Source organism: Acidovorax sp. (genome assembly GCF_034519795.1).
Classification (GTDB): Bacteria; Pseudomonadota; Gammaproteobacteria; order Burkholderiales; family Burkholderiaceae_C; genus Acidovorax.
Genome location: NZ_JAXHOB010000022.1, coordinates 67,488 through 85,408, shown reverse-complemented (window position 1 = coordinate 85,408; position 17,921 = coordinate 67,488). Strand labels below are relative to the sequence as shown.

The following is a 17,921-nucleotide window of genomic DNA, read 5'->3' as shown; positions in this document are numbered from 1 at the left end:
GTTTGATTTGTCAGGTCACCGGTTTGAGCGCGATTGTGCGCTGTTTGGCCATGCGCTCCGCGGCTTTTGTGCGATCTTTGACGTCGCCGGCCAATTGACCGCAGGCGGCGTCGATATCGTCACCGCGCGTCTTGCGCACCGTGGTCACGATGCCCGCGTCGCTGAGCAGTTTGCCAAAGGCCAGCACCTGTGCCTGTGAAGAGCGCAAAAGGCCCGACGCCGGGAACGGGTTGAACGGGATCAGGTTGAACTTGCAGCGCACGCCCTCGCCGCGCGCGGGCTTGACCAGGTCGATCAGTTGCTGCGCATGCTCGAGCTGGTCGTTGACCCCGTCCAGCATGCAGTATTCGAAGGTGATGAAGTCGCGCGGCGCATGTTCCAGGTAGCGGTTGCACGCGGCCAGCAACTCTTCGATCGGGTATTTTCGGTTCAGCGGAACCAGGTTGTCGCGCAGCGGATCGTTGGGTGCATGCAACGAAACGGCCAGGGCAACGGGGCAGTCCTGGGCCAGCCGGTCGATCATGGGCACCACGCCCGAGGTGGACACCGTCACGCGGCGGCGCGACAGGCCATAGGCATGGTCGTCCAGCATCACGCGCAGGGCCGGCACCAGGGCCGAGTAATTCTGCAGGGGCTCGCCCATGCCCATCATCACCACGTTGGAGATGATGCGCTCCGTCTTGCCCAGGCGCGCGCGCAGCGCATGCTCGGCAAACCACAGCTGCGCCACGATCTCACCCGTGGTGAGGTTGCGGCTGAAGCCCTGGTGGCCGGTGGAGCAGAAACGGCATCCCACGGCGCAGCCGGCCTGGGAGGAAATGCACAGCGTGCCGCGGTCGTCCTCGGGGATGAACACCGCCTCGACCGCATTGCCGCCGCCCACGTCGAACAGCCACTTGACGGTGCCGTCGGCCGAGACATGCTCGGAGATGACCGGAAGCGCCTGCACGTGCGCGCAGCCCTTGAGCTTGTCGCGCAGCGCCTTGGCCAGGTCGCTCATGGCGTCGAAATCGCGCGCACCGCGCTGGTGGATCCAGCGGAACAGCTGGGTCGCGCGAAAGCGCTTCTCGCCCAGCTTTTCGCAAAAGGCGGCCAGCCCGTCGAGGTCGAACTCGAGCAGGTTGGTGGTCGTGGCCAGGGTCGCCGCTGCCTTGGTGGCAGGTGGGGCGAGCATGGCGCTCGTGTCTATCGTTGTCGTCATAGCGGCGTCCCTTCGGGTAACCGCTCGCAGTTGCCCCCATGGTACGGCCACCCCACCGGGGTGGGCTCATGCATGGGGACCACCATCTCAGCGGGTGTAGATGTTCAGGCCAGGGAAGAAGAAGGCGATTTCCACGGCAGCCGTTTCGGCAGCGTCCGAGCCGTGCACGGCGTTGGCGTCGATGCTGTCGGCGAAGTCGGCGCGAATGGTGCCGGCTTCTGCCTTCTTGGGATCGGTGGCGCCCATCAGTTCACGGTTCTTCAGGATGGCGTTTTCGCCTTCCAGCGCCTGGATCATCACGGGGCCGGAGATCATGAAATCGACCAGGTCCTTGAAGAAGGGACGTGCCTTGTGCACGCCGTAGAACTGCTCGGCTTCCAGGCGCGACAGGTGCACCATGCGGGCAGCCACGACCTTCAGGCCGGCGGCTTCGAAACGGGCGTAGATCTGGCCGATCACGTTCTTGGCGACTGCGTCAGGCTTGATGATGGAGAGAGTGCGTTCGATTGCCATGGTGAGTTTCCTGATTGGATTGATATAAACGATGCGAATTCTTTTGCCCAGCGGACAAAACCCTCGATTCTAACCGTGCGCTGGGTAACCCCTGTGAATCAACGGCCTCGACCACGGCGCGGGCCACCACCGCCACCGGGCGCGCGCTGCGCCTGGCGGTGGCGCGACAGGCTGTCGGTGCCGATGTAGCCGACCGAGGTCTTCATCGGATCGGGCTGGGCCGAGCCGCCGCGTGCACGGTCGGCATTGTTGTTGCCATTGCCGCCATTGCCACCCCGGCCACCGCCCTCGCGGCGGGGCTTCTGCCCACGCGGGCCGTTGGCGCCGGCACCCGGAGGCTGGTCACGGCGGCTGCGATCGCCGCGCGGTCCGCCGCGGCGGATGTTGCCGCGCTTGTTGCCGTTGCCCGCAGGTGCGCCTTCGCCCGGCGCGGCACCGCCCCGGTCTTCCACCGGATCGCGCCCGGCACCGGCGGCCTTCACCAGGGCGCGGATGTCGCCCTCGTCGAGTTCCAGGAACGCACCACGCTTGAGGCCGCGCGGCAGCACCATCGCGCCGTAGCGGATGCGGATGAGGCGGCTGACCGCATGGCCCACCGACTCCAGCATGCGCCGCACTTCGCGGTTGCGGCCTTCGGAGATGGTCACGCGGTACCAGCAGTTGGCACCTTCGCCGCCGCCGTCTTCGATGGAGCCGAAGGCGGCCATGCCGTCGTCCAGGCGCACGCCCTCGATCAGCTTGGCTTTTTCCTCGTTGCTCAGGGCGCCGAGCACGCGCACGGCGTACTCGCGCTCCAGGCCGAAGCGCGGGTGCATGAGCTTGTTGGCCAGCTCGCCCGAACTGGTGAACAGCAGCAGGCCTTCGGTGTTCAGGTCCAGCCGGCCCACGGACTGCCACTTGCCCTGCTGCAGGCGCGGCAGCTTGCGGAACACCGTGGGGCGGTTCTGCGGGTCGTCGTGCGAGACCACTTCGCCCACGGGCTTGTGGTAGGCGATGACGCGTGCCGGCGGTGGGTCGATGCGGTAGCGGATGGGCTTGCCGTTGACCTTGACCTGGTCGCCGAACTGGATGCGCTGGCCGATGTGGGCCGGCTCACCGTTGACCGAGATGCGGCCTTCCAGGATGAGCTGCTCCATCTCCAGGCGCGAGCCCAGGCCGGCCTGCGCCAGCACCTTGTGCAGCTTGGGTGTCTCCACCTGGGGCAGCAGCACGCGCTTGAGGGGCACCTCCTCGCCGGACTCCTCATCCGCATCGAACTGGCCGGAGACCACGTCCTCGAACTGGTAGCCCTGCACGCCGTGCTGCGGCCGGGGTCCCTTGGGGCCCTGGCCTTGGTGGTTCTGTCCCTTGCCGTGGCCTTCCTTGCGGCCTTCCCGGCGCTCCTGCGCATCGCCGCGCGGTGCGGCGGGGGCGTCGCCATAGATGCGCGCGCCGGGCGCACGGTCGACCAGCACTGTCGGTACCGGCGCTGCCGCATCCTCTGCGTCGCCAGCAGCAGGTGCGTCCTGGGAGGCCACGGGCTGCACGTCGACCAGTGGCAGCACCTCCTGCACGGCCAGCTGCGGCGCGGGCTCCTGCGCCTGGGGCGCTTCGACCACCACAGCCACATCGGCCTCTGCGCGGGGCTGGCGCGGCTTGCGCGGCTTCTTCACCGCAGGCTCGGTCTCTGCAGCCGGCTGCACCGCTGCCTCGGCGGGCGCCACCGCAGTGGCAGCATCGTCGGCCACCACCTTCTTGCGCGGTGCGCGGCGTGGCTTGGCAGGCGGCGTGGAAGCCTCGGCACCGGAGGTGGCGGGGTCGGGGGTCGTCGAATCGTCGTTCATGTCAGCTTTCCCTGGACGCCCTGTGGGGCATCGTCATCATCGTCGCGGGAAGCATCATCGCCCCGCTCCGTCTTGTTCAAATCGTCCGCACTCAAAGCGGCACTCGCCTTGGCCGCATCGTCGCCGGCCACCAGATGGCTATCGCCATCGAGCCGTACCGCCCCGCCCTCCACGGCCCCGCCCGAAACATCGTCCGGCAGCAAGACCTCGGCGGCTTCCAATGCCCACGCAGCAGCGGCTGCCACCAGCCCATCGTCATCGTCGTCGTTGTCATCGTTGGCATCGGCATCCCCATCTGGCACAGCCCCAGCTTCCAGGCCAGCGAGGGCTTGCTGTACAGGCTCGGTCGTCGCGCCGCCATCGGCCGGCTCGCCGACCCGTGGCTCTGGGGCATCGCCCTCGGACGGCTGCGCAGCTTCCGCCGCGCCCTCCTCCTCCACCGGCTCCTCGATCACACCCTGCGCCGCAGCCGCCATGGCCTCCAGCACGTTGGCATGGCCCGAGGCATCCTCCAGCATGGGCAACTGGTCCAGCGAGGCCAGGCCCAGGTCATCGAGGAACTGGCGCGTGGTCGCAAACAGCGAAGGCCGCCCCACCGTCTCCCGGTGGCCGATCACCTCCACCCAGCCACGGTCTTCGAGCTGCTTGATGATCAGGCTGTTGACCGTCACCCCGCGGATGTCCTCGATGTCCCCGCGCGTCACCGGCTGGCGGTAGGCAATGATGGCCAGCGTCTCCAGCACGGCGCGCGTGTACTTGGGGGGCTTCTCGGGGTGCAGCCGGTCGAGGTACTCGCGCATTTCGGGGCGGCTTTGCAGGCGCCACCCCGTGGCCACCTGCACCAACTCCACCCCGCTGTGGGCCCAGTCGCGCTGCAGATCCAGCAGCAACAGCTTGAGCGTGTCCGTACCCAGGGCGTCGTTGAACAGCACCCGCATGTCGCGCAGCTGCACGGGCTGCTGCGCGCAAATCAGGGCAGTCTCAAGGACCCGTTTGGCATCCACCGTGTTCATGGTTCAGCGATTCCGGGAAAAAAGCGGCACGTGTCGTGACAAGGGCCACACCAGCAGCAGGGATTCCATCCAAGGGGCGCATATTGCGCGGCCGCTGGCGCGACGCGGGGGCCCGGCGGGGTTCCGTCTTCGGGTTCAGGGCGCGGTGATCACGCCCCAGGGGCCGGTCAGGCCTGGAAACACAGATACCTGCGTTTCGCTATGCGCCATTGTAACGCAGGCCCCAGAAAGACAGTGCATCGCGCATGTCCTGGGGCAGCGGCGCATGCAGCTCGAGCGATTGGCCGGTGACCGGATGGGTGAATGCCAGGCGAAAGGCATGCAGCGCCTGGCGCTGCAAGGCCCCCGCCGGGGCGCCGCCGTAGAGCACGTCGGCCACCAACGGGTGGCCGATGCAAGCCATGTGCACGCGGATCTGGTGCGTGCGGCCGGTGTGCAGCGTGCACTCCACCCAGCAGCCCTCGTCCACCCCTTCAAGCAGGCGAAAATCCGTGCGTGCCGGCTTGCCGGCATGGCTGGCCAGGTCCACCACGGCCATGCGCAGGCGGTTGCGCGGGTCGCGGCCGATGGGTTGCTCCACCGTGCGGCGGGCGGCGCCGGCCCAGGGCTTGTGCGCCAGCGCCAGGTACTGGCGGTGCACCGTGCGCGCAGCGATCATGGCCACCAGCGCGTCCATGGTGGCGCGCTCGCGTGCCACCACCATCAGGCCGCTGGTGTCCTTGTCCAGCCGGTGCACGATGCCCGCGCGCGGCACCAGCAGCGCCTTGGGGTCGCGCGCCAGCAGGCCGTTGAGCAGGGTGCCGCTCCAGTTGCCGGGGGCCGGGTGCACCACCAGCCCGGCAGGCTTGTTGACCACCAGCAGGTGCTCGTCCTCGTACACCACCTCGATGTCCATCGCCTCGGGCCGGAAGGCCTGGCTCTGTTGCGTGGGGCGCATCTCCAGGCTCAGGCCGTCGCCCGCCTTGACCTTGAGCGATGCCTTGGTCGCCGGGCTGCCGTTCAGGCGCACCAGCCCCTGGGCCAGCAATTGCTGCAGGTAGCTGCGGGAAAATTCGGGCACCAGCTCGGCCAGGGCCCGGTCCAGGCGGGCGGCATGCTGCGCCGTGCCCACCTGCATCTGGCGCACCTCGGCCTCGTCGGATCCGCCGGCCTCCTCGCCGGCCCACTCCTCATCGGGGCTGCCAGGCTGGCCGGGTTCAGGGGCTTGCGCGGGCGCCACCACGGCGCTCAACGCGCCGACAGGTAGCGCGCGGGGTCCACCGGCTTGCCATTGCGGCGGATTTCGAAGTGCAGCTTCACGCGGTCAGCGTCGGTGCTGCCCATCTCGGCGATCTTCTGCCCCTTGCGCACGGACTGGTCTTCCTTGACCAGCAGCGTCTGGTTGTGCGCGTAGGCCGTGAGGAAGGTGTTGTTGTGCTTCAAGATCACCAGGTTGCCATAGCCGCGCAGGCCGGCACCGGAATAGACCACGCGGCCATCCGCAGCCGCCAGCACCGGGTCACCGGCCTTGCCGGAGATGTCGTAGCCCTTGTTGCGGGCCTCGTCAAAACCGGCCAGCAGCGAGCCCGCTGCGGGCCAGATGAAGTTCAGGTCGTCCTCGCCCGCGCTCGGTGCCGGCGCGGGCGCTGCGGCCACGGCCGGTGGGGGCGTGGTGGGCCGGGCGCCGCTGGCGGTCGACGCGGGCGGCAACGGGGTGCCCGCAGGCGCCGACGGTGTGATGGTCGTGGAGGTCACCGGGCGGGTGACCACGCCGGTATCGGCCGCGATCACTGGCGGCGGGTTCGTGCCGGGCGCAACGACGCGCAGCACCTGGCCCACCTCGATCAGGTTGGCGTTCTCGAGGTTGTTCCAGCGCGCGATGTCCTTCCAGCCCTGGCCGTTTTCCAGGCCAATGCGAATCAGGGTGTCGCCGGGCTTGACGGTGTAGTAACCAGGCTTTCCGGCGTTCTCTGCCCCGGGCAGGGGTTTGATGGGCGCGGCCACCACGCCGGGCTGCGATCCGGTCGTGGTCATGGCACCGGCATAGGTTCCCCGGTCCTCCACAGGGGCCTTGTTCATTCGGGTTCCACAGCCAGCCAGCAGCAACGCCACGGTAAACCCTGCAACAAGACCACGCGATACCAACATAAGCATTTTCCCTTCAGGCAATACCCGATTTTAGAGGGACAAAGTGAACCGGTTCGAGCACGCTTTGTTTCAACCCGTGTGGGGTCTTGTCAATCACCAGCAACATCTGCTGCCCGCCGGCCACCGCCATGGGCGCCACCAGGCGCCCACCCACCGCCAACTGGTCGCACCACTCCTGCGGCACCGCGTCGCCACCGGCGGCAGCGATGATGGCCGCATAGGGCGCGCCCTTGGCGTAGCCCAGCATGCCGTCGCCCAGCATCAGGTGCACATTGGCCAGGCGAAACGGGCGCAGGTTGTCGCGCGCCTTGTCGTGCAGGCCGCGCAGGCGCTCGATGGTGTACACCTCGCGCGCCAGCAGGCCCAGCACGGCCGCCTGGTAACCGCAGCCGGTGCCGATCTCCAGCACCCGGGCGAGGCCGGCCGGCCGGGCACTCTCGGCCGAGAGCAGCAGTTCGCACATGCGCGCCACCACGCTGGGCTTGGAAATCGTCTGCCCCAGGCCGATCGGCAGGCTGGTGTCTTCATAGGCCTGGTTGACCAGGCCACTGTCGATGAAGCGATGGCGCTCCACCGTCGCCAGCGCCTGCAGCACGGCAGGCGAGGTGATGCCGCCAGCCGCGAGCTTTTGCACCATGCGGTTGCGCACCGCTGCCGAATCGAGCCCCACGCCCACGGCCATGGCGGCTGGCGCCCGCTGGCCCAAGCCGGCCCCGGCACCCTTGGGGGCAGCACCGGCCCCTGCCGGGCGCGGCGCTGGCGCTGCGCTGCCCGGGAGCCTGGCGGGAAAACCCGGACGCCGCTGCATCACATGCCCGCCGCGAGCTTCGAGGCGGTCTGCGCCCAGTAGCCCAGGTTGTCGTGGTCCGTGAGGTCCACCTTGAGGGGGGTGATGGCCACATGCCCCTGTGCCGTGGCATGGAAATCCGTGCCCTCGGCATCGTCCTTGGCCGCGCCCGCGTTGCCGATCCAGTACATCGCCTCGCCACGCGGGCTCTCCTGCACGATCACGCGCTCGGCCGCATGCCGGCGCCCCAGGCGGCACAGCCTGATGGGCTTGAGCGCCGCCAGCGGCATGTTGGGGATGTTCACGTTGAGCAGCCAGGGCACCTCGGTCACCAGGCTCTGCGCCCGCATCTGCTCCACGATCTCGCGCGCCTTGGCGGCGGCCGCCTCGATCTCGCCCCAGCCCTTGTCCACCTGCGAGAAGGCGATGGCGGGCACGCCGAACAGGTAGCCCTCCATGGCCGCGCCCACGGTGCCCGAGTAGATGGTGTCATCGCCCATGTTGGCCCCGTTGTTGATGCCCGAGACCACCAGGTCGGGCCGGTAGCCGAGCAGCCCCGTGAGGGCGATGTGCACGCAGTCGGCCGGCGTGCCGTTCACATAGCGAAAGCCGTTGGCCGCCTTGGTCACGGTCAGCGGCGAGTGCAGGGTCAGCGCGTTGGACTTGGCGCTGTTGTTGTGCTCGGGCGCGACCACCTCCACCTCCACGCCCGCCAATGTCTTGAGCGCATCATGCAGCGCCACGATGCCGGGGGCCTGGAAGCCGTCGTCGTTGGAAATCAGGATCTTCATGGATTGGGGTCGGGTTTGCCTCGGATTGTAGGACGCGACCGGCGCGGTCGGGCCCCGGTCGCTCGGGGGACATCGCGCGCCACGACGCCGCGCCTATCATCCGGCGCATCACTGACAGGAGACTTTTCCCATGCACGCTTGGCTCTGCACCAACCCCACCGGCGTCGAGGCCCTGGCCTGGACCGAACTGCCCACGCCCACGCCCCAGGCGGGGGAGGTGCTGATCGAGATCAAGGCCGCCAGCCTGAACTTCCCCGATCTGCTGATCGTGCAGAACAAGTACCAGATGAAGCCGCCCCTGCCCTTCGTGCCCGGCTCGGAGTACGCGGGCGTGGTGCAGGCCGTGGGCGAAGGGGTCAGCCACCTGCAGGTCGGCCAGAACGTGGCCTGCCTGTCGGGCACCGGGGGCTTCGGCACCCACACCATCGCACCGGCCGCGCTGTGCATGCCGCTGCCGCCGGGCTTCTCGCATGTGGATGCGGCGGCCTTCATCATGATCTACGCCACCTCCTACCATGCCCTGGTGGACCGCGCGCAGCTCAAGGCCGGCGAAACCGTGCTGGTGCTGGGCGCCGCAGGCGGCGTGGGTACCTCGGCCATCCAGATCGCCAAGGCCATGGGCGCACGCGTGATCGCCGCCGCCTCCAGCGACGAAAAATGCGCGCTGTGCACCTCCATCGGCGCCGATGCCACCATCAACTACAGCAAGGAGAACCTGCGCGAGGCCATCAAGGCGCTGACCGATGGCAGGGGCCCCGATGTGGTCTACGACCCCGTGGGCGGCGATTTCGCCGAGCCGGCCTTCCGCTCCATCGCCTGGCGCGGGCGCTACCTGGTGGTGGGCTTTGCCTCCGGCCCCATCCCGGCCCTGCCGTTCAACCTGGCGCTGCTCAAGGGCGCCTCCATCGTCGGCGTGTTCTGGGGCGACTTCGCCAAGCGCGAGCCCAAGGCCAATGCCGCCATGATGGGCGAGCTGGCCCAGTGGTACGCCAAGGGTCGGATCAAGCCCGTGATCGACCGCACCATGCCCATGGCCGAGCTGCCTGCCGCCTACGCCCACATGGGCTCGCGCGGCGTGATGGGCAAGCTCGTGATGGTCAACTGAGAGGTCTGGCACCGAAAACAGACGCAGGGCGCAACGCCTGCCACGGGAAACAGAGGGCTGTGTCAAACTCGCGGTTCATCGCAGCCCCTGTTACTGGTGCCCGCCCATGGCCGACCGTCCACCTTACGAAATCGCACGCGACACGCTCAAGCAGCTCTCGACCCGCCGGCTGGCCCCGACACCCGAGAACTACCTGGCGATCTACGACGAGATCGCCGGCGTGCGCAGTGCTGCGCCATTTCCCGACGCGCAGCTGGCCAGCATCCTGCGCCTGATCCCGGGCCAGACCCCGGCGCAGAAACGCCTGCTCGGCCAGTTCGAGAAGGCCGTCGCCAACAAGGACTGGAGCGGCCTGCAGAGCGTGTTCGTCGGCTATGCCAACCTGGGCCTGAGCCCTGCCGCAGCCGCGCCCGTCGAGGTGGCCAGCCCCGCCCCCATCAGCGTGCTGCCGCAGGACCTGGCCGAACTGCTGGCCCGCCTGATCGACAACACCCTGCCCGCGCTGGGCGAAGACGACGCGCGCGTGCACGACATGGCCGGGCAGCTCACCACCTTCCTGCGCGAGCCTGCGCCCCTCATCCCCACGCTGATGCTGATGCTGGGCAACTTCACCTACCGGCTGTCGTTCGCCACCGAGGACCAGGCCGCCATCCGCGCGGGCCTGCTGCAACTGCTGCACATGGTGTTCGAGAACATCGCCGTGCTCAGCGCCGACGACCGCTGGCTCAAGGGCCAGGCCGAGGCACTGATGACGGCGTCCACCCCGCCGCTCACGCTGCGCCGGCTCGACGATGTGCAGTTGCGCCTCAAGGACGTGATCTTCAAGCAGACCGAGGCCAAGGCGCGCACCATCGAGGCGCAAGAGCAGATGAAGGAGCTCCTGGCCACCTTCATCGAGCGCCTGGCGCAGATCACCGCGTCCAGCACCACCTACCAGGGCACCATGGAGCGCTGCGCCGACCTCATCGGCAAGGCCGCCAGCCTGCAGGAGATCGCGCCCGTGCTGGAAGAGGTGATGACCGCCACGCGCAGCATGGCGCTGGACACCAAGCTCACCCACACCGAGCTGCAGGACCTGCGCGAGCGCACCGAGGCCAAGCACGCCGAGGTTGCCAAGCTGCAGCAGGAGCTCGACCGCGCCAGCGCCCAGGCGCGGCACGACCCGCTGACCGGCACCCTCAACCGCAAGGGCCTGGACGAGGCCATGGAGCGCGAGATCGCCCGTGCGCGCCGCATGGGTGCGCCGCTGTGCTTTGCGCTGCTGGACATCGACAACTTCAAGCTCATCAATGACCGCCTCGGCCACAGCGTGGGCGACGCCGCCCTGGTGCACCTGGCGAAGGTCACGCGCGAGGTGATGCGCCCGCAGGACCTGCTGGCGCGCTACGGCGGCGAGGAGTTCGTGCTGCTGCTGCCCGACACGGCGGTGGAAGCCGGCGTGGCCGCGATGACGCGCCTGCAGCGCGAGCTGACCACGCGTTTTTTCCTGCAGGGCAGCGAGAAGATCCTCATCACCTTCAGCGCGGGCGTGGCCCAGCTGCACGACAGCGAGAGCAGCTTCGACGCGATCAAGCGTGCGGATCAGAGCATGTACCTGGCCAAGCGTTCCGGCAAGAACCGCGTGATGGCGGCATGAGCCCCCACTGGTGAATCCCCAGCAACGCCGCGCATTCCTGCTGCTGGCCGCACAGGGCGCGGCCGCGACCACCCTGCCCCGCTGGGCCTGGGCCCAGCCCCGGCGCCAGCAGGCCAACCCCTTTGCGCTGGGGGTGGCCAGCGGCGACCCCAGCGCCGATGGCGTGGTGCTCTGGACGCGCCTTGTCCCCGCAGAGCCGGGCCAGGCCGGCACGCCCCTCACCGTGCACTGGGAACTGGCCGACGACGAGGGCTTTCAGCGCATCGTTCAACGCGGCCAGGCCACCGCCCTACCGACGCTGGGCCACAGCGTGCATGTGGAGCTCGCCGGCCTGGCACCGGGCCGCTGGTACCACTACCGTTTCATGCATGGCGACGCCGTCAGCGCCACCGGTCGCACGCGCACCGCACCCGCCGCAGACTCCCTGCCCGAGCGCCTGCGCCTGGCCTTTGCCTCGTGCCAGCGCTGGGAGCACGGCCACTACGCGGCCTGGCGCCATGTGCGTGCCGATGCGCCCGACCTGGTGCTGTTTCTCGGCGACTACATCTATGAATACGCGAGCCCGCGCGACAGCACGGGCCTGGCCCGCGTGCACGGCCTGCGCCTGGCCACCACGCTGGCCGACTACCGCGACCGCTACGCCCTGCACAAAAGCGACCCAGCCCTGCAGGCCGCCCATGCCACCTGCCCCTGGCTCGTGACCTGGGACGACCACGAGGTGCAGAACGACTACGCAGCGGCCCTGGGCAAGGGCGAGCCGAGCGCCTTCCTGGCCCAGCGCGGCGCCGCCTGGCAGGCCTTCTACGAGAACATGCCCTTGCGTGCCGCCAGTCTGGTGCAGCCCGGGCACTCCGCCTTGCAGCTGTACCGGCGCCAGCCCTGGGGGCGCCTGGCGCAGTTGCACATGCTCGATGCGCGCCAGTACCGCAGCCCGCAGGCCTGCCGCACCGCAGGCGCCAGCGGCGCCGGCGCCGTGCGCCCCAGGGACTGCGCCGAACTGGCCAAAACCGCACGCAGCTTTCTGGGCATGGCCCAGGAGCAATGGCTGGAGGCCGGCCTGGCGGCCGACGCCCGGGACGGCCGCACCCGCTGGAGCGTGGTTGCGCAGCAGACCCTGTTCTCGCCGCGCCACTACCCTTCGGGCGTGGTTTCCACCGACAGCTGGGACGGCTACCCTGCGGCGCGCGCCCGCCTGCTGCAGTCCATCGCCCAGCATGCACCGCGCAACACCGTGCTGCTGGGCGGTGACATCCACCAGAACTATGTCTGCCGCGTGCTGGCCGATGCGGCGCGGCCCGACGCGCCGGTGATCGCCAGCGAATTCTGCGGCACCTCGATCAGCTCGCGCTCGGGCACCACGCAGGTGAAGGTGGACGCCGTGGTGCGCAACAGCCCGCATGTGCTGCTGGCCCGCTGCGAGCAGCGCGGCTATGGCCTGGCCGACATCACGCCCACCCGCTGGACCACCACCCTGCGCGTGCTCGACGACCCCTTGCGCGAGGACAGCGGGGCCAGCACGCTGGCGCGCTTCGCCGTGGAAGACCGGCGTGCCGGGCCGGTGCCGGCCTGAGCAAGACGGCCTGCCTGCGGCAATACCCTTCGGGCGCTTGTAGCATCCTGTAAAAAAGACACGCTGCCGCCAGGCATGCGCCTTACCATGGCCCGTATTCCAGCCCCTCGGAGAGAAGTGATGCGCAAGACGAATCCCACCCTGACCCTGCTGGCCCTGGCCGCGCTGCTGGCCGGTTGCACCAGTGCGCCCCGGTTCGAATACACGGTGCCTGCCCAGCCCGAAGGCTCGTCGGGCTACACCGAAAAGCCCGGCTGGGCCACCGAGAAGTTCGCCGTGGCCGCCGCCAATCCGCTGGCCACCGATGCCGGCTACCAGATCCTCAAGGCCGGCGGCTCGGCCCTGGATGCGGCGATTGCCGTGCAGATGGTGCTGACGCTGGTGGAGCCGCAATCGAGCGGCATCGGCGGCGGCGCCTTCCTGCTGCACAGCACCGGCCAGAAGGTGCAGGCCTATGACGGCCGCGAAACGGCGCCGGCCGCCGCCGATGAGAAGCTGTTTCTCGGCGCGGACGGCAAGCCCGTGCCCTTTTACGACGGCGTGGTGGGTGGCCGCTCGGTCGGCGTCCCCGGCACCGTGCGCATGCTGGAGCTGGCCCACAAGGAGCATGGCAAACTGCCCTGGGCCACGCTGTTCCAGCCCGCCATCACGCTGGCCGAAGGCGGCTTCAAGGTCAGCGCGCGGCTGAACACCCTGGCCAAGGCCGATGCCCACCTCAAGAAGGACCCGGTGGCGGCAGCCTACTTCTACAAGCCCGATGGCGATGCGCGCGACGTGGGCTTCAATCTGCGCAACCCCGAGCTGGCCACCGTGCTGCGCCGCATCGCCGCCGAAGGCAGCAAGGCCTTGCACGAGGGCGATATCGCCCAGGCCATCGTCGACAAGGTGCAAAAGCACCCTACGAACCCCGGCAAGCTCAGCCTGGCCGACCTGGCCGGCTACCAGCCCAAGAAGCGCGAGCCCCTGTGCCACGACTACCCGGTGGCGAGCAAGACCTACCGGATGTGCGGCTTTCCACCACCGAGCTCGGGCGCCATCGCCATCGCGCAGATCCTGGGCATCCTCCGGAACACCGATGCCGCCGCCATGCCGCTCGAAGACGGCCTGCCCACGGCCGACTGGCTGCACCTGTACACCGATGCCGCGCGCCTGGCGTTTGCCGACCGGGCCCTGTACGTGGCCGACCCCGACTTCGTGCAACCGCCCGCGGGCAGCTGGAGCAGCCTGATCGCCCCGGCCTACCTGGCAGAACGCGCCAAGCTCATCGGCACGCAGAGCCTCAAGCTCGCCCAGCCCGGCAAGCCCGGTGCCGTGGCCACCAGCTACGCGCCCATGCCCGACCAGCCCGAGTACGGCACCAGCCACATCAGCATCGTCGATGCCCTGGGCAATGCGGTGGCCATGACCACCACCATCGAGGACCAGTTCGGCGCGCGGCAGATGGTCAAGGGCTTTTTGCTCAACAACGAACTCACCGATTTCAGCTTCGCGCCCACCGACGCGCAGGGCCAGCCGATCGCCAACCGCGTGCAGCCGGGCAAGCGGCCGCGCTCTTCCATGTCGCCCACCCTGGTATTCGACAAGGCCACGGGCGAGTTGCTGATGAGTGGCGGCAGCCCGGGTGGGGCGGCCATCATCCATTACACGGCCAAGACGTTGTATGGCGTGTTCAACTGGGGTTTGATGCCGCAGCAGGCGATCAATCTGCCCAACTTCGGCTCGATGAACGGACCCTCGCTGCTGGAGGAAAAGCGTTTTCCTTCACTCACGGTGCAGACCCTGCGGGCGCGGGGGGCCGAGGTGCGGGAGATGAACATGACCAGTGGGTTGCAGGCCATCACGCGGGGGCATGCGCATGGGAAGAAGCTGTGGTTTGGGGGGGCGGATCCGCGGCGTGAAGGTGTGGTGATGGGGGACTGATCTGTTCTTTGGTATGTCTGGAATCACGCGGCTTGCCTGTTTGAGGGGCGGGAGCCGGGATGTGCGCCCGGCGGTGCACCTACTTTCTTTTTGCGCAAAAAAGAAAGTAGGCAAAGAAACAGCGCCCCGCAGTCTGCGTCCCTCCGCTTCGCTGCGGGCAACCTGCGATGCTCGGAGCTGGGGTGGTGCCGATGAACTCGCTGCGTTCCCCCTGCGGGTGAACTTCGCTCAAACAGCATCGGCAAGCCAGATCACGAAGCGTGTGTGTCCTTCGGCACACACGCCCACCCCAACTCCTGCGCTTCTCGGCGCAGCCAGAAGGGGTGGGAGCGGGGTCACGGACGGCTGCTGCTTCGCAGCAGCGCCTGGGGTCGGGTACGCGCTTCGCGCTGCCGACGCTTGGGCGCAGCCGCCCTGGCGAGCCGAGCGCAGCGAAGGACCCCGGGCCGAGCGAAGCAATGGCCCGAGTGGAGCCCGCTCCCACCCCCTTCTGACCGTGCCGAGAAGCGCAGGGCCTGGGGTGAGCGCGTGCCGAAGGACACGCGCATCGTCATCTGGCTCGCCGAAGCTGTTTGACCGCAGCTGCCTCGCAGAGGCAGCGCAGGGAGTTCTTCGGCGTCACCCCAGGACCGAGCATCGCAGGCTGCCCCACTCGCCGCCAGGCGAGTGGGGACACGGGCAGCGGGGTCGCCTTTTCTTGGCCTACCTTCTTTTGGCGACGCAAAAGAAGGTAGGTGCGCCGCCGGGCGCACATCCCGGCCTCCGCCTTTAACGCAGGCACACAGCAACCACCGACAACGCACCCCAGCACGGGAACGGGCAGAGACCCGGCCTTCACCGGCACGTCCTGGCCGTGTGCGTCATCCCCCCAACCTGGGCAGCGCCGAAGCCAGCATCGCCACGCCCGACAGCGTGAGCATGCCCAGCACGATCTGGCGAAAGCGCGCCTCGCTGATCCCGTGGTACAGCCGCGCGCCCAGCAGAACGGGCACCAGCATGGCCGGCAGCGCCACGGCCAGGTAGGGCTGCATGGGCGCCGTGACCATGCCCGTGGCCAGGTAGGCCAGCATGGTCACCAGCAGCATGGCCAGGTTGAAGTTCTGGACCACGGCGCGCTGCGCGTCCTTGTCCCAGCCGCGCAGGGTGCACCACAGCGTGGGCAGCACGCCGGTGAAGCCGCCGATGCCACCCATCACCCCGCCCGCCATGCCCACCACCGCATCGGCCAGGCGGCCGCCGCGTGCGATGCGCGGCAGCTGTGGGGCCATCAGCATGGCCGGGCACCACAGCACCAGCAGCGTGCCCAGCACCAGCTTGAAAGCGTCCATGTCCAGCCGCGGCAGCAGCGCCACGCCGATGGGGATGCCCGCCAGCCCGCCCAGCACGAAGGGCAGCAGCCGCAGCTTGTCGAAGCCCCGGCGCACCGAGAACGCCGCGAGCACCTGGCCCGTGAGCGAGCCGGCGACCACCAGCACCGCTGCCAGGCGCGGCTCCAGCGTCCAGGCCCAGAGCGACATCGCCGTCAAGCCAAAGCCAAAGCCCGAGAGCCCCTGTACAAAGCCTGCCGCCGCCGCACCCAGCGCCACGATCACGAACACCGACGAATCCATTGCCTGTCCCTGTGGTTGTTGCCTGGCCCCATTCCGCGGGGCACCTGCATCCCTGGATTGTGTTCGGTCCATAGAATGCCATTCACCCATGCGATTTCCGCATACCCAGTTCCAACCGCCATGGCGTCGACGCCGCCCAGGAACCTTTCGCCCGGGGCTCCACTCCATCGTGCCCAACGAGCCGAGAATACCTGCCATGCAACGAAGAATGTTTGCCATTGCCGCATCCGGCCTTGTCGCCAGCCTCGCGGCAGGCTGCAGCGCCCGGCCTTCCCTGGCTGACACCGCCAGCGCCGCCGACCCCGCATCGGACGCACCGGAGCCGGGCCGCACCACCATGGCCCTGGCCGATGCGCCGGCAAGCTACGCCGAGGCCCTGCAGCGCTGGCGCAGCCCAGCAGAGGTGAACGCCTTCATCGGTGCACGCTTCGAGTACGACCTGCAGCGCGCCATGCAGTTGTCCGAAACCCAGCGCAGCCGCAGCGGGCGCATGCCGATCCACGAGCCGGCAGCGTTCTTTGCCCAGCCCCGGGGCGTGTGCGTGGACCTGTCGCGCTTTGCCGTGGAGACGCTGCGCGCCGTGGACCCGGCCTCGCGCCCCGTCTACGTGATGATCGAATTCAACCCGGTCGCCATCCGCGGCAACACCCTGCGCCGCCACTGGGTGGCCTCGTTCCAGCGCGATGGCCAGACCTGGTTCTTTGCCGACTCCAAGCGGCCCGGTCATATCGCCGGCCCGTATGCGGACACGCAGACCTTCATGACCGAGTACGCCAAGTACCGCAGGCGCGAGATCGTCGCGTTCAAGGAGATGGACGGCTACGAGCGCAAGCTGCGCTCGGCATCCGCCAGGAAAGAACGCGAGGCAGAAACCGTGCCGTAACTGCCCCGCTGCGCGCTCAGAACGCCGCAGTCAGCGGGTCCGGCCCGATGCGCCCTTCGGCCTGGTCCAGTTGGGCAATGGCCGCCATGTCCTGTGCATCCAGCGCGAAGTCGAAGACACCGGCGTTCTCGGCAATGCGGCCGGGGTTGACCGACTTGGGGATCACGACGTTGCCCACCTCGATGTGCCAGCGCACGACGACCTGGGCCGGCGTCTTGCCGTGTTTGGCAGCGATGGCCTGGATGCCCGCATCCTCCAGCAACTGGCCCTGGCCCAGCGGGCTCCAGGCCTGCGTGGCGATGCCGTGCGCGGCGTGGTAGTCGCGCAGCCGGCGCTGCTGAAAACGCGGGTGCAGCTCGATCTGGTTGAGCACGGGCTTGGCACCGGTCTCCTGCACCAGGCGGTCGATGTGCTCGGGCTCGAAGTTGGAAACACCGATGGAACGCACCCGCCCTTCGGACTGCAGGCGCACGAAGGCGCGCCAGGTGTCCACGTACAGATCGCGCGAAGGGTTCGGCCAGTGGATCAGGTACAGGTCGAGCACGTCGAGGCCAAGCAACTGCATGCTGGCATCGAAGGCGCGCAGCGTGGTGTCGAAGCCCTGCTCGGCGTTCCACAGCTTGGTGGTGATGAACACCTCTTCGCGTGCCACGCCGCTGGCGCGCAGGCCCTCGCCCACACCCGCTTCGTTGCCGTAGATGGCGGCCGTGTCTATGTGCCGATAGCCTGATGCGAGCGCCGCCTTCACGGCCTGTGCGGTTGCATCGGCCGGGGTGCGCCACACGCCCAGGCCGAGCTGGGGGATGGAGCGGCCATCGTGGAGTGCGAGGGAAGGATGCGACTGGGTCATTTCTGGGTTCCTGGCGTCTGGCAGTTGGAAGGTTCGATCCGCTGCATGCGGCTTTGCAAGGCATCTTCGCACGCATGCCAATTTGCTGCACA

At 68.6% G+C, this 17,921-nt stretch carries 15 protein-coding genes; 5 read left to right on the top strand and 10 right to left on the bottom strand.

What is annotated here, in order from left to right; translation table 11 throughout:
• Positions 1-10: 10 nt before the first annotated feature.
• The 8 genes from rlmN to surE form a co-directional block, all read right to left on the bottom strand.
• Positions 11-1,174, bottom strand: coding sequence for a 23S rRNA (adenine(2503)-C(2))-methyltransferase RlmN (gene rlmN / locus U5N23_RS26225; protein WP_322595663.1), 1,164 nt, complete (start codon positions 1,172-1,174; stop codon positions 11-13).
• A gap of 114 nt (positions 1,175-1,288) precedes the next feature.
• On the bottom strand, positions 1,289-1,714 hold the full coding sequence (gene ndk, locus U5N23_RS26220; protein ID WP_007848912.1) for a nucleoside-diphosphate kinase: 426 nt from the start codon (positions 1,712-1,714) through the stop codon (positions 1,289-1,291).
• Between the two features lie 98 nt (positions 1,715-1,812).
• On the bottom strand, positions 1,813-3,537 hold the full coding sequence (locus U5N23_RS26215) for a pseudouridine synthase (protein WP_322595649.1): 1,725 nt from the start codon (positions 3,535-3,537) through the stop codon (positions 1,813-1,815).
• Positions 3,534-4,550 carry an SMC-Scp complex subunit ScpB gene (scpB, locus tag U5N23_RS26210; protein ID WP_322595648.1) on the bottom strand — a complete coding sequence of 339 codons (1,017 nt, stop codon included), beginning with the start codon at positions 4,548-4,550 and terminating at the stop codon, positions 3,534-3,536. The genes U5N23_RS26215 and scpB overlap by 4 nt, the downstream gene beginning before the upstream one ends.
• Before the next feature lie 199 nt (positions 4,551-4,749).
• Positions 4,750-5,781, bottom strand: a complete 1,032-nt coding sequence (locus U5N23_RS26205) for an RluA family pseudouridine synthase (RefSeq protein ID WP_322595647.1) — start codon at positions 5,779-5,781, stop codon at positions 4,750-4,752.
• Positions 5,778-6,677 carry a peptidoglycan DD-metalloendopeptidase family protein gene (locus U5N23_RS26200; RefSeq protein WP_322595646.1) on the bottom strand — a complete coding sequence of 300 codons (900 nt, stop codon included), beginning with the start codon at positions 6,675-6,677 and terminating at the stop codon, positions 5,778-5,780. The genes U5N23_RS26205 and U5N23_RS26200 overlap by 4 nt, the downstream gene beginning before the upstream one ends.
• 13 nt (positions 6,678-6,690) lie before the next feature.
• Entirely contained in the window at positions 6,691-7,485 is a 795-nt protein-coding gene (locus U5N23_RS26195) for a protein-L-isoaspartate(D-aspartate) O-methyltransferase (protein WP_322595645.1), read from the bottom strand.
• Entirely contained in the window at positions 7,485-8,255 is a 771-nt protein-coding gene (gene surE / locus U5N23_RS26190) for a 5'/3'-nucleotidase SurE (protein ID WP_322595644.1), read from the bottom strand. The genes U5N23_RS26195 and surE overlap by 1 nt, the downstream gene beginning before the upstream one ends.
• A gap of 130 nt (positions 8,256-8,385) precedes the next feature.
• On the opposite strand from surE, the gene U5N23_RS26185 reads away from it, so the two are divergent.
• From U5N23_RS26185 to U5N23_RS26170, 4 genes are all read left to right on the top strand, one after another.
• Positions 8,386-9,360 (top strand): NADPH:quinone oxidoreductase family protein, encoded by a 975-nt coding sequence (locus U5N23_RS26185; protein WP_322595643.1) that lies wholly within the window; start codon positions 8,386-8,388, stop codon positions 9,358-9,360.
• A 106-nt stretch (positions 9,361-9,466) separates the two neighbouring features.
• Positions 9,467-10,996 (top strand): GGDEF domain-containing protein, encoded by a 1,530-nt coding sequence (locus U5N23_RS26180; RefSeq protein WP_322595642.1) that lies wholly within the window; start codon positions 9,467-9,469, stop codon positions 10,994-10,996.
• Between the two features lie 10 nt (positions 10,997-11,006).
• On the top strand, positions 11,007-12,566 hold the full coding sequence (locus tag U5N23_RS26175; RefSeq protein ID WP_322595641.1) for an alkaline phosphatase D family protein: 1,560 nt from the start codon (positions 11,007-11,009) through the stop codon (positions 12,564-12,566).
• Positions 12,567-12,686: 120 nt separating this feature from the next.
• Entirely contained in the window at positions 12,687-14,486 is a 1,800-nt protein-coding gene (locus U5N23_RS26170; protein WP_322595640.1) for a gamma-glutamyltransferase family protein, read from the top strand.
• 860 nt (positions 14,487-15,346) lie between these two features.
• Here U5N23_RS26170 and U5N23_RS26165 read toward each other — a convergent pair.
• Positions 15,347-16,096, bottom strand: a complete 750-nt coding sequence (locus U5N23_RS26165; protein ID WP_322595639.1) for a sulfite exporter TauE/SafE family protein — start codon at positions 16,094-16,096, stop codon at positions 15,347-15,349.
• 196 nt (positions 16,097-16,292) lie between these two features.
• Between U5N23_RS26165 and U5N23_RS26160 the strand changes: the two genes are divergently transcribed.
• A complete protein-coding gene (locus U5N23_RS26160) occupies positions 16,293-16,979 on the top strand; it encodes a hypothetical protein (RefSeq protein WP_322595638.1) in 687 nt (228 codons plus the stop codon).
• Positions 16,980-16,995: 16 nt separating this feature from the next.
• Here the strand turns inward: U5N23_RS26160 and U5N23_RS26155 are convergent, their stop codons facing one another.
• On the bottom strand, positions 16,996-17,829 hold the full coding sequence (locus tag U5N23_RS26155; RefSeq protein ID WP_322595637.1) for an aldo/keto reductase: 834 nt from the start codon (positions 17,827-17,829) through the stop codon (positions 16,996-16,998).
• Between the last annotated feature and the right edge of the window lie 92 nt (positions 17,830-17,921).

Bases quoted from the DNA above. Each gene is read 5' to 3' on its own strand.
- rlmN (WP_322595663.1), bottom strand. From the start codon at position 1,174: ATGCTCGCCCCACCTGCCACCAAGGCAGCGGCGACCCTGGCCACGACC.
- ndk (WP_007848912.1), bottom strand. From the start codon at position 1,714: ATGGCAATCGAACGCACTCTCTCCATCATCAAGCCTGACGCAGTCGCC.
- U5N23_RS26215 (WP_322595649.1), bottom strand. From the start codon at position 3,537: ATGAACGACGATTCGACGACCCCCGACCCCGCCACCTCCGGTGCCGAG.
- scpB (WP_322595648.1), bottom strand. From the start codon at position 4,550: ATGAACACGGTGGATGCCAAACGGGTCCTTGAGACTGCCCTGATTTGC.
- U5N23_RS26200 (WP_322595646.1), bottom strand. From the start codon at position 6,677: ATGTTGGTATCGCGTGGTCTTGTTGCAGGGTTTACCGTGGCGTTGCTG.
- U5N23_RS26195 (WP_322595645.1), bottom strand. From the start codon at position 7,485: ATGCAGCGGCGTCCGGGTTTTCCCGCCAGGCTCCCGGGCAGCGCAGCG.
- surE (WP_322595644.1), bottom strand. From the start codon at position 8,255: ATGAAGATCCTGATTTCCAACGACGACGGCTTCCAGGCCCCCGGCATC.
- U5N23_RS26185 (WP_322595643.1), top strand. From the start codon at position 8,386: ATGCACGCTTGGCTCTGCACCAACCCCACCGGCGTCGAGGCCCTGGCC.
- U5N23_RS26180 (WP_322595642.1), top strand. From the start codon at position 9,467: ATGGCCGACCGTCCACCTTACGAAATCGCACGCGACACGCTCAAGCAG.
- U5N23_RS26170 (WP_322595640.1), top strand. From the start codon at position 12,687: ATGCGCAAGACGAATCCCACCCTGACCCTGCTGGCCCTGGCCGCGCTG.
- U5N23_RS26165 (WP_322595639.1), bottom strand. From the start codon at position 16,096: ATGGATTCGTCGGTGTTCGTGATCGTGGCGCTGGGTGCGGCGGCGGCA.
- U5N23_RS26160 (WP_322595638.1), top strand. From the start codon at position 16,293: ATGCAACGAAGAATGTTTGCCATTGCCGCATCCGGCCTTGTCGCCAGC.
- U5N23_RS26155 (WP_322595637.1), bottom strand. From the start codon at position 17,829: ATGACCCAGTCGCATCCTTCCCTCGCACTCCACGATGGCCGCTCCATC.